The organism is Saccharopolyspora phatthalungensis (genome assembly GCF_014203395.1).
Classification (GTDB): Bacteria; Actinomycetota; Actinomycetes; order Mycobacteriales; family Pseudonocardiaceae; genus Saccharopolyspora; species Saccharopolyspora phatthalungensis.
In genome coordinates this window covers 754,887-769,787 of sequence record NZ_JACHIW010000001.1, presented here as the reverse complement: position 1 = coordinate 769,787, position 14,901 = coordinate 754,887, and the positions used below count along the sequence as shown (strand labels likewise).

At 70.0% G+C, this 14,901-nt stretch carries 12 protein-coding genes; 10 read left to right on the top strand and 2 right to left on the bottom strand.

The window, feature by feature from the left end; all coding sequences use genetic code 11:
- The first annotated feature begins 102 nt into the window (after window positions 1–102).
- The 10 genes from grpE to BJ970_RS03275 all read left to right on the top strand — a co-directional run bounded on the left by grpE (window position 103) and on the right by BJ970_RS03275 (window position 13,539).
- Window positions 103–858 carry a nucleotide exchange factor GrpE gene (grpE, locus tag BJ970_RS03320; RefSeq protein WP_184723554.1) on the top strand — a complete coding sequence of 252 codons (756 nt, stop codon included), beginning with the start codon at window positions 103–105 and terminating at the stop codon, window positions 856–858.
- Window positions 851–2,506 (top strand): Hsp70 family protein, encoded by a 1,656-nt coding sequence (locus tag BJ970_RS03315; RefSeq protein ID WP_184723551.1) that lies wholly within the window; start codon window positions 851–853, stop codon window positions 2,504–2,506. The genes grpE and BJ970_RS03315 overlap by 8 nt, the downstream gene beginning before the upstream one ends.
- A gap of 71 nt (window positions 2,507–2,577) precedes the next feature.
- Window positions 2,578–4,938: a SaeA-related protein gene (locus BJ970_RS03310; protein WP_184723548.1), complete on the top strand. Its 2,361-nt coding sequence runs from the start codon at window positions 2,578–2,580 to the stop codon at window positions 4,936–4,938.
- A gap of 82 nt (window positions 4,939–5,020) precedes the next feature.
- Window positions 5,021–6,211, top strand: a complete 1,191-nt coding sequence (locus BJ970_RS03305; protein WP_184723546.1) for a TRAFAC clade GTPase domain-containing protein — start codon at window positions 5,021–5,023, stop codon at window positions 6,209–6,211.
- The gene (locus BJ970_RS03300) at window positions 6,208–8,604 is read left to right on the top strand and encodes a GTPase-associated protein 1-related protein (protein WP_184723543.1); all 2,397 of its coding nucleotides are present in this window, start codon (window positions 6,208–6,210) and stop codon (window positions 8,602–8,604) included. Before BJ970_RS03305 ends, BJ970_RS03300 begins: the two co-directional genes overlap by 4 nt.
- Window positions 8,604–10,205 carry a TRAFAC clade GTPase domain-containing protein gene (locus BJ970_RS03295; RefSeq protein ID WP_184723540.1) on the top strand — a complete coding sequence of 534 codons (1,602 nt, stop codon included), beginning with the start codon at window positions 8,604–8,606 and terminating at the stop codon, window positions 10,203–10,205. The genes BJ970_RS03300 and BJ970_RS03295 overlap by 1 nt, the downstream gene beginning before the upstream one ends.
- 144 nt (window positions 10,206–10,349) lie before the next feature.
- Window positions 10,350–10,490, top strand: a complete 141-nt coding sequence (locus BJ970_RS03290) for a hypothetical protein (protein WP_184723537.1) — start codon at window positions 10,350–10,352, stop codon at window positions 10,488–10,490.
- Window positions 10,483–11,994 (top strand): Hsp70 family protein, encoded by a 1,512-nt coding sequence (locus BJ970_RS03285; protein WP_184723534.1) that lies wholly within the window; start codon window positions 10,483–10,485, stop codon window positions 11,992–11,994. Before BJ970_RS03290 ends, BJ970_RS03285 begins: the two co-directional genes overlap by 8 nt.
- An 11-nt stretch (window positions 11,995–12,005) precedes the next feature.
- Window positions 12,006–12,623, top strand: a complete 618-nt coding sequence (locus BJ970_RS03280; RefSeq protein ID WP_184723532.1) for a VWA domain-containing protein — start codon at window positions 12,006–12,008, stop codon at window positions 12,621–12,623.
- A gap of 253 nt (window positions 12,624–12,876) precedes the next feature.
- On the top strand, window positions 12,877–13,539 hold the full coding sequence (locus BJ970_RS03275) for an Rv1733c family protein (protein ID WP_446689083.1): 663 nt from the start codon (window positions 12,877–12,879) through the stop codon (window positions 13,537–13,539).
- A gap of 52 nt (window positions 13,540–13,591) precedes the next feature.
- Here the strand turns inward: BJ970_RS03275 and BJ970_RS03270 are convergent, their stop codons facing one another.
- Together BJ970_RS03270 and BJ970_RS03265 are read right to left on the bottom strand one after the other, a co-directional pair.
- Entirely contained in the window at window positions 13,592–14,254 is a 663-nt protein-coding gene (locus BJ970_RS03270; protein WP_184723528.1) for an RES family NAD+ phosphorylase, read from the bottom strand.
- A 2-nt stretch (window positions 14,255–14,256) separates the two neighbouring features.
- Window positions 14,257–14,892, bottom strand: a complete 636-nt coding sequence (locus BJ970_RS03265; protein ID WP_184723526.1) for a hypothetical protein — start codon at window positions 14,890–14,892, stop codon at window positions 14,257–14,259.
- Between the last annotated feature and the right edge of the window lie 9 nt (window positions 14,893–14,901).

Genomic DNA, 14,901 nt, shown 5'->3' with positions numbered 1-14,901 from the left:
AACTCGTTGAATCCCGCTCGAACCGGGGCGGGACGATACTAGGCTTGGTGATCATCAACTGGTCACTCCGCGACAGCGGGGAGCAGCGAGGCGGGCGAGGTCATGCGCGACGAGCCAGGGCACGACGACCGGCGAGCCGAAGCCGGGGAGCCGGTCGAGGCGATCGTCGCCGTGCCGGAAGCGGCCGCGCCGGAGGAGCAATCCCCGGCCGACGAACCCCCGGCCGACGAACCTCCGCCCGGCGTGGCCGATGCGCCGGAACCGGTTGAGCGGCCAGCGGAATCCGCCGAATCGTTACCCGAAGCCCAGCCGGACTCGGTCGCGGAGTTGGCCGAAGCCGTCGCCGCGCTCACCGAGCAGGTTCGCGAACACCATGACCGGGCCGCCGCCCGCGAACGCGTGATCGACAAGCTGCACGCCGAGGTCGAACGGCTGCGCGCCGGTGAGCAGAATCTGGTGCTGCGGCCGATCACCACGGATCTGCAGAACCTCCGCAAGGATCTGCTGCACCAGGCCCGCACGTTGCCCGCCGAACTCGGCCGCCAGCAGGTCGTGGACCTGTTGGAATCCTTCGCGCTGAGCGCGGAGCAGGCGCTGGAGCGCTGCGGCAGCGCACCGATCAGCCCGGCGGTCGGTGCCGAGTTCTCCGCGCGCGAGCATCGCGCCATCAAGGTTCTCCCGGCCGACGACCCCGCCCAGCACGAGCGGATCGCCGCCGTCGTCGCCGATGGATACCTGGACACCACGACCGATCGCGTGACAGTCCCCGCGCGGGTGCACGTGTACCGCTGGAGCGCCGAAACCGCGCCGGCCACCGAGAACGACCCGCGAGCAGAGGGGATGAGCGCAGATGTCTGACCGCGACCTGAAGGTGTTCGGCATCGACCTGGGCACCACCTACTCGGCCATCTCGTATGTGGACGAGACCGGCCGCCCGACGGTGTGCCGCAACACCGACAGCAACGAGACCACACCGTCGGTCGTGTTCTTCGAGAACGAGTCCAATGTGGTCGTCGGCTCGGTGGCCAAGAACTCCGCGATCATCGATCCGGACCGGGTGGTGTCGCTGATCAAGCGGCAGATGGGCAGCGACGCGGAGTTCGAATTCCACGGCACCACCTACACCCCGGAGTCCATCTCGGCGCTGATCCTCAAGCAGCTGACCCAGGACGCCGCCGCGCACACCGGCGGCGAGGCGACCCGCGCGGTGATCACGGTGCCCGCTTACTTCGGCATGCTGGAGCGCAGCGCGACCAAGAACGCGGGGCAGATCGCCGGGCTGGACGTGATCGGCATCGTGCCCGAGCCGGTGGCGGCGGCGCTGCACTACGAGGCGACCACCGACGCCGAGAACAAGACGATCCTGGTCTACGACCTCGGCGGCGGTACCTTCGACACCACGGTGATCCGGGTGTCGAAGGACGAGGTCGTGGTGGTCTGCACCGACGGCGACGATCACCTCGGTGGCGCGGACTGGGACCTGCGGCTGCGCAACCACCTGCTCGCGAAGTTCCAGGAACAGGCCCCGGAAGGCACCGAGGTCGAGGACGACGAGGAATTCCTCCAGTCGCTGGCCACCACCGCCGAGGACACCAAGAAGCAGCTGTCCAAAGCGGAATCCCGCGCGGTGGCGCTGCGCGGCGCCGGGGTCAGCGCGCGCGTCGAGGTGACCCGCGCGCAATTCGAAACCGAAACCCAGGACCTGCTGGACAAGACGATCGACATCGTCAAGCGCACCCTGGCGACGTTGCGGGAAAAGCAGGCCGGCGCGCAGATCGACGACGTGCTGCTGGTCGGCGGGTCCACGAAGATGCCCGCGGTCGCCGAGCGGCTGCGCGCCGACTTCGGCTGGGATCCCAAGCTGCACGACCCCGACCTGGCGGTGGCCAAGGGCGCCGCGCTGTACGCGCTGGGCCGTGTGGTGCACCGGGAGATGACCGAGGCGGCCGAGCAGGGCTCTACCGGCGTCGCCGAGGCAGTGCAGAACGTGGCGCAACAGACCGGAATCTCGGTCAAGGCGCTGGAGGACCTGGCGGCCAAGCAGACCCGCAACGTGCTGCCCAAGGCATTCGGCGTCAAGCTCGTCGACACCAGCGACCCGGACTGGCAGCAGAAGCCGGAGCGGCACTTCGTCAAGCACCTGGTGCACGCCAACGATTCGCTGCCCACCGAGGAGCGGACACTGGAGGCGGCCACCGTCGAGGCGGGCCAGACCGGGGTGATGATCGAGCTGTTCGAGCAGTCCGGCGTCGTCGCGGGCCCGGAGCTGTCCGAGAACAAGCCGATCAACGAGGGCAAGGGGCTCATCGACGGGCTGCCGCCGCTGCCCGTCGGATCGCCGGTGAACATCCGGATGACCGTCGACGACGAGGGCCTGCTAGAGCTGACCGCCACCGAACCGTCCACCGGCAAATCGCTGGACATCAAGGTTCGGGTGAGCGTCCGCAGCGACGAGGAGGTCGCGGCGGCCACCAAGGTGGTCGCCGGGATCACGGTCTCGGGCTGAGTGCTTGGGGCGGCGATTTCAGTGGAAATCGACGAGCCGATTTCCATCGCAACCGACGAGGACAGGCGCTGATGGGACCCTTCGATCCGAAGGCCTACGAACGTGAGGTGGTGCGGCCGCTGCGGGGGCGCAGCGGCCGATTACCCGACGACCTGCTGACCAGGTACGCGGTCGAACCGGGCTTCTCCGAAGCGGAGCTGGGCCAGCGCCTGACCCAGATCCGCTCGCACTGGAACAAGAGCGCCCAGTCCACCGCCAAATCCAGCTTCACCACAAGCGTTTACAAAGCCTTCCTGCGCGAGGACGAAGAACTGCGGCGCGCGCACGGTGATGCGATGTCCACAATGTCCTGGTGGCGCAGTCGGGACAGCGAGCGGGCCGGGGCCAGCGAGGGGCAGATCGCCGAACTGGCCGGGATGCTGACGGCGAACTTCGGCGAGCTCGGCCTGATCACGCCCGGACAACTGGAGGCGATGCGCGAGACGTTCGGCCAGCTGGCGCCCGCCGAGGTCGATCAGGCGCTGGCCAAGGCCGGGGTGAAGTCCGCGCCGCCGCTGGAACTGCCGAAGACCAGCGGCCTGCCCGACACCCTGTTCCGTCGGTTGAAGGCGCTGCTCAACGATGCCGAAGTCACCGGGATTCCCGAACTCCTGCACGGAAAGCTCGACGGCTTCCGGCTCCTGTCGGCGTTCGAAAGCACCCCGCCGTTCCCGGCCGGGCTGAGCGCGAAAGCCGTCCAGCAGGCAATCGACCGGGAGAACCGGCGATCCGGTAACCAACCCGCTCGCGAGGCGCTCGGGCTGCTCAACACGGCGGTCGGCAGGGAGGGCGTCGACCTCCGGCTGCTATCCCTCTACCACCTGCTCGCCGACGTGCGGCGGCTCCGCGAGAGCGGCGCACCGGCCGGCGCGTTGCTGCGAGTGCTCCGCCGATCCGGGCTCGACGCCGACGAAGCCCGTCAGGCCGTGGTCAGTGTCCTCAGCGAAACCGGCTCGGCGACACCGGCGGTCACCGGCCTGCCGAAGGTCGTCGAACTGCTGGCAGACGGCAAGCTGATAGCGGCCCAACAGGTCCTGGCCGGAATCGCCGACAGCGACGAGGCGGCAGCCGCGAAAGCGGCCATCGACCGGCACGCCAAGCACGTGCGCGAGCTGCGCGAAGCCGCGCACCGCGCGGTGCGCAGCGGCGCCGAGGGCGAAGCCCGTCGGAAGCTCGGAGAAGCGGCGCGGCTCGCCGCCGACGATGACGCCATAGCGGCGGAGCTGCGGCGGATCCCGCTGAGCCCGGTCGACGCCGTGACGGCGCAGCCGGAAGGCGTCGGGGTTCGGGTGTCGTGGCGGGCGAAGCCCGACCACGACGACGGCACCCGGTACCGGGTGGTGCGCCGAGCCGGGCGGACGCCCGGCGATGCCGATGACGGCGACGTAGTCGTCGAAGGCGGCGACACGGCGGTGGTGGACACCGCAGTGGCGGCCGGGGGCACCGTGGGGTATGCGGTGTTCGCCGCCGGGACCGCTGGCGTGTGGTCGCGCGCGGTCGGGGTGATGATCGAGGTGTTGCCGCCCGTGCACAAGGTGCGGCTGGCCGTTCGCAACGGTGCGGTCGAGGGGAGTTGGACGGTCCATCGCGACGCCGTCGGCGTGGACGTGCGGCGGCGTCGCGACGGGGAATCCGGCGATGTTCCCGTGCCGACCAGCGGCGGAACCGGCTTCCGAGACTCCACAGTGGACATCGATGGTGACTACACCTACCTGCTGACCGCTCGTTACCGCCGCCCGGATGGCACCGAGGTCGCCGCGGACACCGTGCCGGTCCGGCACACCGCGCGCGTTGCGGCGACCTTGCCGCCGGTCACCTCGCTGGACGGGCGGCGCTTCGGGGGCGGGTTGGTGCTGTCCTGGGTGTGGCCGGAGGACATCCGGATGGCCGAGGTGTCCTGGACGCGCCCGCCGACGGACGCGGAAGCCGGGCGGATGCGGCTGACCCGGCAGCAGTACCAGGCCGATGGCGGCTGCCGGATCGACGTCGGACCGGGCACCGTGCGCGTGCAGGTGTGCGCGATCGCGACCGCGGACAATGGCGAAAGCCGGTCCTTGCCTGCCGCGCTGGAGGTGCCGGGGGCGCCTGCGCAGGTCAGCTACCGGGTCGAACGGCAGACCCGGTTGTTCGGCGGCGGCACCGCGCGCATCATGCTGACCGCCGACCAGCCGGTGCCGAACTGCCTGGTGCTGGTGGTCATCGCGCCCGGCCGGGTCATGCCGCGCAAGCCCGACGACGGCCAGATCGTGCACCGCGAGGTCCACGAACTCAGCGGACCGCTGGAGCTGACCGTCGCGCTACCGCGCCGAAAACCGTTCTGGCTGCGGTGTTTCGTGACGGCCGACGGGGTCCAGTTGATCGACCCGCCGATCTCGCAACTGAAGGTGTCCTGATGTTCATTGGTCGATTTCAAGGGAAATTTTCGTGCCGTTTTCCAGGGAAATCGCCACGGAACGAGTCCGGGGAGGGGTCCTGATGGCCAAGGTCGCCTGTCCTTACTGCTACCACCGGTTTCCCCCGAGCAACCTGCGGTTCCAGTGCACCGGCCGGCCCGCTCCCGGGCGGGACAAGTGCCGCAAGGTCGTCGATCCGGAGCGGCAGCGGCTTACCGGCTACGCCACCGCCGCCTGGCCGACCTTCGCGCCGCCGTCGTCCCGGCTGGGACGCACTCCGCGCCGGGCGCCGTGCCCGGATTGCGGCACGGTCAGCGGCATCCGCGCCTGCCCGGTGTGCCATACCCCGCTGCCCGCCAACTTCGCGGAGGGCAACAGCCCACTGATCGGCGTGGTGGGCGGCAAGAACGCCGGCAAAACCGTCTACACCACGGTGCTGGTGCATGAGCTGCGGCACAACATCCGGCGTCGGTTCGACGCCGACATCTCCTTCGCCGGGGAACCGGCGGGGGTCGGCACCGCGCAGTGGCTGGAGCGCTACGAGCAGGCCCTTTTCGACGACCGGGCGCTGTTCGAGTCCACCGCCAGTTCCGCCGACGGGATCCGCATCCCGCTGGTCATGCAGTGGCGGCAGCCGCGCCTGCGGTTCGGCCGCGAGGTGCACAACACCACGACGCTGTCGTTCTACGACGCCGCCGGCGAGGACATGACGACCCAGGAGTTCGTCAACAGCCAGGCGTACTTAACCGCGGCGGACGGGATGATCGTGCTGCTGGACCCATTCCAGCTGCCCGGCGTGCCGGATCGGATCGCCGTGCCGGACGCCGGCCGCCGCGACACCGAACCGCCGATCAACGTCCTCACCCGCGTCACCGAAATGCTGCGTTCCAGCGTCGGGCTCAGCGACCGCAAGCGGGTCGATACGCCGATCGCGGTGGTGTTCTCCAAGATCGACGCCTTTTTCGGGATGCTCGGCGCCAACCATCCGCTGCTGCGCCCCTCGCCCACTGGCCCGCAGTACGACGAGGCGGGCGGACAGGACACCGACGAGCACCTGCGGGCGTTGCTGGCCGAGCTTGGCGCCGACGACATCGACGGTCACCTGCGGGCGCACTACCAGACGTTCCGCTATTTCGCGGTTTCCTCGCTCGGGGCGGAGCCGGACTACGGCCGCAAGCAGATCGATCCGGCTGGAGTGCGGCCGTTCCGCGTGGACGAACCGCTGCTGTGGCTGCTCAGCCACTTCAGGATCATCGAACGGAGCCGAGGATGAGCGCGCGTGAGTTTCACTCGCTGTACTACACCGACTGCCGTCCGGGGCAGGGCCTGCGCGGCGGCGCGGGTTTCCAGTTCCAGGCCGTTTCGCCGGGAACGACGGACGAGATGATGACGGCGGTGCAGCGCTCGGCGCTCTACGAGGCCCCGGTGGGCTGGATGCGGGCGAAGCGTGAGGTCGCGGATTACCCGCCGTCGCTGGTCCACGTGCACGACGGGGTTTACGCGACGGCGCGCGGGATCTACCTGGGCGCGGAGGCCGGTGGCGTGCGCGAGGGCAACCAGTTCACCCACGCGCTGGCCACCGCTGATCCGCAGCTGTACGGGCCGATCCGGCCGGCGCAGCTGTGGGGTGCGCCGTGGTGGGTCGAACAGCCCGCGTCGAGCACCGAGTGCGAGCCGGTGCCGGCCGAACCCGAGGCGGGCCCGTTCGGCGTCGAGGCGCTGCGGGAATGGGTGCTAGGCCAGCAGGACGGCGAAGCGTGGCTGCTCGCCGTGCATTCCGCATTGGACCGGGTGCACGAACAGGACGCGCCGCGGGTGCTGTTCGTCAGCGAAGAAGCGGAAACCGCGGTGCGCTGGATCGCGGCCGCAACGCTGTTGCTGCCGCAGGAACGGGCGCTGCGGGTGGAGTTCCGGGTGTTCGCCACCAATCCGCAATACAGCCGCCACGAGGTGCTCGCGGTGCACCCGGACTGGGCCGGATCGTTGGCCGATCCGGACCGCAACGCCGACTTCGCGGTGTTCAACCTGGTCAGCGGCAAGTACCGGAAGGCCGAGCCGACCGAGGCGGCCCGGCATTGGGTGCCGCGCTTCCTCGCCGCCGACCCCTACGACGTGGTCGAGGCCGTCGAGCTGGCGCACCAGTTCGCGCGCAACCGTGGCCGGCCGATCGGGGCGGACCGGCTGGCCGCCGGGGTGCTGATGCTCGACGAGCCGGTGACCGGGCAGGATTCCGCGATGTCGCTGGCCGAATGGCTGGCCTGCCCGCCGCCGGTGTCCACAACGGACGTTCTTGAGCCGGTGCTGGAGGCGGTGTTGGCGGCGGCACCGGCCTTACCGGTGCTGACCAGGCTCGCCGAAACCACCACACAACAGGCGGGCCGGGTCCGGATCGCGTTGCTGCGCGGGGAGATCGACGAAATCGTCCGCGGCACCCCGGCCGAGCACCGCGCCCCGCTTTCCCCCCGGCCGTGGAGCCCGGACGAGGAAGAGGCGGCCAGCGTTCTGGTCGAGGCGGCGGCCGGTGCCATCGCCCCGGAGCGAATGGACCTGCTGCTGCGGACCGCGACCAGGTTCGACATCCGGCCCCGGCTGGGCCGTTTCGGCGAAGCGTCCGGGCGGTTCGTCGAATGGTGGGCCCAGCACCCGCACGCCGGGATCGATCCGGCGCGCTGGACCTGCGGGCCGGACATGCTCGACCTGCTGCGCGATGCGCTGACCCGCCGCTTGACCGGGCCGAACGCGGACGAGGTCGCCAGGGACATCAACGATCGCTGGTGGCGGCTGCTCGCCCCGGCGATCAGCGACCCCTTCGACCCACTGGATGCGGCGGTCGCCGCCGCGGCGGTGGCCACCGGTGATACGGCCCGGCGGGAGACCATCGCGGTCTTCCGCGAGCGGCTGCGCTCGCCCGACCACCCCGGCACCGGCGAAGCGGTGTGGGAGGCGCTGTTCCGGACCTCCCCGCCCACCTTGGCCGAGCTGAAGGACTTCGTCACGACACTGCCGTCCACCGCGATGTCCGATGCGGTGGCGCAGCGGGCCTTCGCGGTCCTGGAGAAGTCCACAGTGTCCGGCAGATACCTGGACGTCCTGCGCATGTTGGGCCACCACATCGGCGACCGGGAGAAGTTGCGCAAGCTCTGGGAAGACGACGGCCGGCTGCGGGCCTGGGTGAGCTCCTTCGCCCGCAAGGGGGCGCAAACCGGTGCCGAATCGCTGGAAAACGTCTCCGAAGAGGTGTTCATCGCTCGCGCCACCGAGATCACCGCAGTGCTGCTCGGCGCCACCCCGCAGGCGGCATTGGCAGTGATCGTGCAGGCCGGGAACCAGCTGCAGCAGACGCTGGTGCACGAGTTGCCCAGGGTGTGGAACGACGAGCAGGTCGCGTCCGACCGGCGAGATCAGGCCCTCGCGCTGGCGTTTCTTACCTGCTGGCAGGACGCCTCTTCCGAACAGGTCCGGACGGCGTTCGACAAGGCACTGGAACGCTGGGCCGCCAAACACAAGCAGGCCGACTACCGTCGGATCAGCAAGCTGCTGCGCGGCATCGAGGCCGACTACGCCGCCGCCTGGCATGAATGGCTGAAGGACTACTCCCAGCAGAAGCCCAAATCGAGCCGCACCCGTGAAATCGCGCGGCGCTTGTTCAGCAGACGGGAGAAGTGATGCCTTACGTAATCGGAGGCGCCCTGCTGCTGTGCATCGGTCTTTGGCTGGCCGCGGTGATAGTCGCCATCGTCGCCTGGCTGTACCCGGTCTTCATGCTGGTCGGCAGTACCTGGGCGTTCGTCTCGACATGCCTGGTGCTGGCGGGGCGCGGATCCCGGAAACCGGTCCTGGTGACGCCCAACGACGTGGTCAACGGCACGGCTGGCCTGCGCAAGCCGCACGGACCGTTTCCGCCCGACTGGGCTTGGCCGAGCTACCTCGCCGCGCAGTGGCGCCGCGACCTCGTGGCGTCCTGGCACAACGCCTACGGCTTCATCGTGCGCGGCTGGCAATGGGGTTTCGGTTACGGCATCGGCAGCAAGCTCCGGTGGGTGAGCAGCTGCCTGACCATCCTGATCTGGTCCGGCGTCACCCTGGGCGCGATCGTGGGGGCCGTGCAGGTGCTGGTCATCGGCGCGATCGCGCTGGGCCTCGGCTGGCTCGGTTGGGGTGCGCTGGTCGGGAGCCTGCGGGGGTACGACCACGTCGTGCGGCGGCTGCGCAAGGCAAGTGGGAGCTGCGCGGTGTGCTACCACGTAATGGCCGTGCCCGCCTACCGCTGCGGCGGGTGCCAGGTGGTGCATCACGACATCCGGCCCGGTGTGCTGGGCGCGATGTCGCGCACTTGCGGGTGCGGCACGAAGCTGCCGACGACCGTGCTGCGCGCGTCCCGGCGGCTGGAGGCGCTGTGCCAGCGGTGCGACCGACCGCTGCGGGGCGGTTCGGGTGCGGTCACCGACATCCGGGTACCGGTCTTCGGCCCGGTGTCGGCGGGCAAGACCCGGCTCGTGCACGCCGGCCTGGTCACGTTGCGGGACCGGGCCGCCGCAGAAGGCGTGGTACTGGACTTCGTCGACGAGGCCAGCAGGCAGGCCTTCCTGCACGGCGAGCAGCTGATCACCAGCGGCGGTGACACCGCGAAGACCCCGGCCGGCCAGCTGCCCCCGGCGATCACGGTCCGGTTCACCCGCGGCGGCACGGCGAAGGCCCGCGGCCAGGCGCTGGTGCACCTCTTCGACGCGGCCGGCGAGTTCTTCCTTGACCGGGACGACAACAGCGAGCTGGAGTTCTTGGACCACGCCGGGGGACTGGTGTTCGTGGTCGACCCGTTCGCCATCGGCTGGGTGCGCGATCAGCTCGGCGGCGCACTGGAATCCCGTCTCGCCGAAGCACATCCGGCCAGCGGCGACCCCGAGCAGGTCTACCACGTGACGGCCCGGCGGCTACGCGACTACGGGGTCGAGACCGAACGCCGGGCGCTGGCGATCACCGTGGTCAAGGCCGATCTGCTGACCGATCTGCCGTGGGCCGCCGACCTGTGCGCCGGGGCGGTGCGCGACTGGCTGAACACCGCGGGCCTGGACAACCTCGTGCTGGCCGCGGAGCGGGATTTCGCCGAGGTTCGGTACTTCGTTGTCTCCTCGGTCACCGGGATCCGGCCCGGCCACCGGCTCACCCCGGCCGCACCCTTCCGGTGGCTGCTGGGGCTCGGCGGGTTCGCCCTCGGTCGTGCCGAAAAAGCGAGCCGCGAGGAGAAGCCGACAATGGAGGCGTCATGAGCAAGAATCCCTTTCCCCCGCTCATGAAAGCCGACCGGGTGCGGGTGTCCCGCAAGACACCGGAGGCGTCATGAGCAAAAATCCCTTTCCCCCGCTCATGAAAGCCGACCGGGTGCGGGTGTCCCGCAAGACACCGGAGGCGGCATGAGCATTCGTCCCCCCGCGAACTACCGGATCGCCCGGGTGGTGCTGCTCGTGGTCTTCGCGATCGCCATGCTGCTCAGCGTCCTGGGTTCGGTGACCGGCTCCACCGACCTCTTGACCGGGGTGTGGAACAGTGGCTGACGAGCTGGTGCTCGGCATCGACCTCGGCACGACCTACTCCGCGGTGGCGCTCGCGTCCACTTCGGACGGCGTCGAGGTGATCCGCAACCGCCTCGGCGAGCTGACCACGCCGTCGGTGGTGCACTTCCCTTCCGCCGACACGGCCGTGGTCGGGGCGGCGGCGCGGAACAGCCTGGACCCGGAGAACACCGTCGCGCTGATCAAGCGCCGGATGGGCACCGAGTTCGAGCTGATGTTCCACGGCGTGCGGCACACGCCGGAGTCGGTGTCGGCGCTGATCCTGCGCAGCCTGGTCGACGACGCGATCGCCCGCTTCGGGCCACATAGGACGGTTCGGGCGGTGATCACGGTTCCCGCGTACTTCGGGATCCGCGAACGCGAAGCGACACTGCAAGCAGCCCGGCTGGCGGGAATCGATGTGCTGGAGGTGCTGAGCGAACCGGTCGCGGCTGCGCTGCACTACTCCGCCCAGGCGGAGCCGGGCGCCGCGCTCGTCTATGACCTTGGTGGCGGTACGTTCGACACGACCGTGCTGCGGGTGGCCGCTGACGGGGTGCACGTCGTGGCCACCGACGGCGACAGCCGACTGGGCGGTGCCGACTGGAACGAGCGCATCGCCGAGCACCTGGCGGCGGCCTTCGCCCGCGAGTTCCCGGCCGCCGACCCGGACGACGAGGCGTTCCGGCAGCAGCTCCAGGACGTCACCGAGCAGGTCAAACGCCAGCTGAGCACGGTCACCGGCCGCAAGGTGACGCTGCGCTGCGACGACGACGTGGCGAGCTTCGATGTCGACCGGGCGACGCTGGAGCGCCTCGGGGCGGATCTGGTGGAGCGCACCGTGCGGATCGTGGACCGGGTTCTCGCCGCCGCCGCCGCGAAGGGCGTGCCGCGAGTCGACGAGGTGTTGCTGGTCGGCGGCGCGACCAGGACGCCGGCGATTCGTGCCGCGCTGCAAGAACATCTCGGCCTGGCCCCGAAAATCGTCGATCCGGACCTCGCGGTCGTCTTCGGTGCCGCCGTTCGCGCAAACCGGCTCGCCTCGTCCCTACCCGGCGGTGGGACGACGGCCGCGGTGGTGCCGCGCAGCTTCGGCGTGCTGATCGAGGACAGCCACGACGAAAGCCTGCGGAGTTTCGTCCAGCACCTCGTGCACCGCAACGATCCGCTGCCCGCCGTCGCAACCGCCCGGTTCGCCACCATCGTGGATCGGCAGCGATCGGTCCGGATCCAGGTGTTCGAGCAATCTGGGGACCTGCCCTCGGCGCAGGTCGAGCACAACCGGCGGGTCCTGGACGGCGAGTTCGCCGGGCTGCCGCCGCTGCCCGGGGGCTCGGTGATCGAGCTGACGCTGCGGGTCAGCGCGGACGGTCTGCTCGCGGTGACCGCGCGGGAACCGCTCAGCGGCGCGGCACTCGACCTGGAGGCCTATGTGGACGGTGTCGTCGATGGCGCGACGACCGAGCGGCTCGCCCAAACCATCGCCGGGCTCGCCGTGCGTTGCTGAGTGGGGGATCGATGAGTTCGTGGATTCGTCGGAGCTTCGCCGGGATCGGGCTGACACAGTCCCCGCCGGGCCGGTACCTGCCGAAGCTGCAACAGCGGTACCTCGGGCACGTCTTGCTGTGCATCGATGTGAGCGCCTCGATGGCGGGAAGCCCGCTGTCCCAGGCGATTGCCGGCGGCGAGCAGTTCCTCGTCGAGGCCGAAGGCGCGCACTACGAGAGCGGGCTGGTTCTGTGGGCTGATTCCGTGCAGCGGTACCTGCCGCCGGAGACCCCACTCGACGAAGTGGTTTCCGCACTCCGGAAGGCGATTCCGCGCGGCGGCACCGTGCTGTCGAATGCCTTGCGACTGGGCATCGACGTGCTGCCGAGCTACCCGGGCGACCGCGTGCTGTGCATCTTCAGCGACGGTGGGTTGGCGGATCCCGAGCAAGCTCGTGAACTGGCGCGGAAGGCCTGCGCGATGGGGATCCGCATCATCGTTCGCGGCCTCGGGCCCACAGCTGCCGCGGCGCTCGCCGACCTCGCCTGTCCCGGCATGCGGGATGACGACCAGCAGATCGACGATGTGGCCCAGGTCGCGTCCGGCATCGCCTCGATGGCCACCGGCCTGTCGATCCGTCGCGGCTGACCGATTGTCGTTGCCCGAAGGGGCTTGTCGTTGCCGCCGAAGGGACACCGCGTCGAAAGCCGGCACGAGAAATGTCTGAATGTCGCGCGCGGTCGGCCTGCCCGATCCTCCCCGGTCTGCGGAAATGGCGGGCAAATTAGACGTGATCTGCTGCACCAATGGTGTATGTCTGGTCACGTTGCGATAACAATGGGGCGAGTGGGGTGGATACTCACGTAGAGGTTGCCGCGCACAACCATCAGGGCACAACCAGATGACGGTCGTCCGCGGCACACGGTGCCCCGCAAGTCTGGAGGTTGTCATGATCGCGGCGCTAAAAGCGCACGCAGCATGGTTGGTGAACGCACTGGGTGTGAACCGGAACCCGTTGCGAAGGCCGATCGATAGAATGGCGGCGGGAATCTCGGTGCTGCTGCTGGTGGCGGCGCTGATCGCGATCCCCGCATCGGTCCTGTTCGGCACGGCACTGCACACCGGCTTGACGCAGCAGGCAGCGGAATCGGCGGCGACCACCCGCCAGGTGACCGCGATGCTGACCACCGCGCCGGAGCTGAGCGCGCCGGCCTCCGAGGCATACAGCCAGGACGCCCTCGGCTCGACCGCTGTCGCCGAATGGCGCACCGGGCCGGCGCAGCAACCGCACACCGAAACGATCCAGGTCCCGGCCGACAGCTCGGTGGGCGACACCGTGACGGTGTGGGTCGACCAGGCCGGAAACCGCGTGCCGCCGCCGGCGAGCGCGGGCTCGGTTACCGCATCGGCGATCTTCGCCGCCGTGCTCGTGCTGCTGGTGATCGAGCTGACCTGCATCGCCCTGATCGTCGGCACTCAGCACTTCGCCCGCCGGGTCTGCATGCGCGCCTGGGAACGCGAATGGGCGTTCCTGCAGCACGGCGGCACCTGGTCCCAGCGATGAATTTCCCGATTTTGCCTAAAACTGGACCCTCCGGGCCCGGTCCGCGGGGATGTCAGTTCACCCGCGGGGCGACCACCGCGCGGTAGGGCGCGAGCATCTTGCTCAGCCAGGCTTCGCCGATCGCGGTGTCCAGGTCGATCTGCAGCTCCGGTTCGTCGCCGTCCAGGCCGTCCGCGCCGCAGCGATCTCCGAACAGCACCAGCGCCGGATGCCCGGTGTCCCTTTTGGACGGCCAGATCAGCCCGTCCGCCCAGTCCGCCCGTTCCCGGATCCAGGCCGCCCAGTTCCGGGTCTGCACATAGGCGTCCTTGCCTTCCGCGTCGACCAGCCAGGAATCCTGCGCGACCGCGGCCAGGTCCGGGCCGGTCAGCAGGCTGACCAGGGTCAGTTCCCGGGCCGTGCGCACCGCGCTGAGCCGCCGCTCGGCGATCTGCGCCCGGCGGATCAGCCGCTGCCCGTTGCCGCCGAACCCGAGGTTGCGCAGCAGCACCTCCGCCAACGCGGTCGTCACGTGCAGCCCGGCGTAGTAGCTGGGGAACGGGTCGGCCGTAGTCCCGTCGAACCGGCCGCCGGGCGACCCGACGTCGACCTGAGCGGGTTTGAACTCGGCAGCGTGCCGCTTGCGGTCGTGCAACCGGAACAGCGTCGTGTCGGCGGGCAGCACGTAACGGTTCGGGACGGCTTCGAACTGCAGGGGTGGTGTGGCCTCCGGCATGCTCACACCTCCGCCGTGTCTTCGCGGACGGCGTCGATCAGTGCCCGCTCGTCGACCTGATCGATCAGCTCCGCCGGCACACCGCCGAGCCAATCGTTCGGCCCGAGCCACCAGTCCGCCGCGCCCCACGGGTCCGCCGCGGCGTGCAGATACCGGTTCACGGTCCGCACCAGCTCGCGCGGGGCGCCGGAGGCGTCGAACTGGAACGCGGGCCACCGGGCGGGGCCGGTGGCCGACGGCAGCCGGATCAGGTCGGGGTCGGCCGGATCGCCGCCGGCGGCCTCGATCTGCCGCGCATCCAGCGAATCCGCCGCGCGCAGCCGGTCCAGGTCGGCGTTCGGTGCGGACCCGGTCAGCCGGTCCCGCAGGTTCGTGCTCAGTCGCCGCCAATCCACCGTCGGCCGCCGGAACCGCGACTCGGGCTCTGCCAGCGCCCGCCGCACCGGGTGCGTCAGTGGCAGCACATCCGCCAGCAGCGTGGCGATGTCCTCGGCGATCAGCGCGGCGGATTCCGTGTCCGCCGCGTCCTGCAACTCGGCGACCAGCGCGACCAACCTGGTGAATGCCTCGGGATCGAGCCCATCGGCCACGTCGTCCCACTCGGCCGCGAGCGCGTCCAGCATCCGCTGCTGACTCAACGTGGACCT

Coding starts and splice junctions, on each gene's coding strand:
- BJ970_RS03310 (WP_184723548.1), top strand. CDS start 2,578: ATGGGACCCTTCGATCCGAAGGCCTACGAACGTGAGGTGGTGCGGCCG.
- BJ970_RS03280 (WP_184723532.1), top strand. CDS start 12,006: ATGAGTTCGTGGATTCGTCGGAGCTTCGCCGGGATCGGGCTGACACAG.
- BJ970_RS03315 (WP_184723551.1), top strand. CDS start 851: ATGTCTGACCGCGACCTGAAGGTGTTCGGCATCGACCTGGGCACCACC.
- BJ970_RS03290 (WP_184723537.1), top strand. CDS start 10,350: ATGAGCATTCGTCCCCCCGCGAACTACCGGATCGCCCGGGTGGTGCTG.
- BJ970_RS03295 (WP_184723540.1), top strand. CDS start 8,604: ATGCCTTACGTAATCGGAGGCGCCCTGCTGCTGTGCATCGGTCTTTGG.
- BJ970_RS03300 (WP_184723543.1), top strand. CDS start 6,208: ATGAGCGCGCGTGAGTTTCACTCGCTGTACTACACCGACTGCCGTCCG.
- BJ970_RS03305 (WP_184723546.1), top strand. CDS start 5,021: ATGGCCAAGGTCGCCTGTCCTTACTGCTACCACCGGTTTCCCCCGAGC.
- BJ970_RS03270 (WP_184723528.1), bottom strand. CDS start 14,254: ATGCCGGAGGCCACACCACCCCTGCAGTTCGAAGCCGTCCCGAACCGT.
- BJ970_RS03275 (WP_446689083.1), top strand. CDS start 12,877: ATGACGGTCGTCCGCGGCACACGGTGCCCCGCAAGTCTGGAGGTTGTC.
- grpE (WP_184723554.1), top strand. CDS start 103: ATGCGCGACGAGCCAGGGCACGACGACCGGCGAGCCGAAGCCGGGGAG.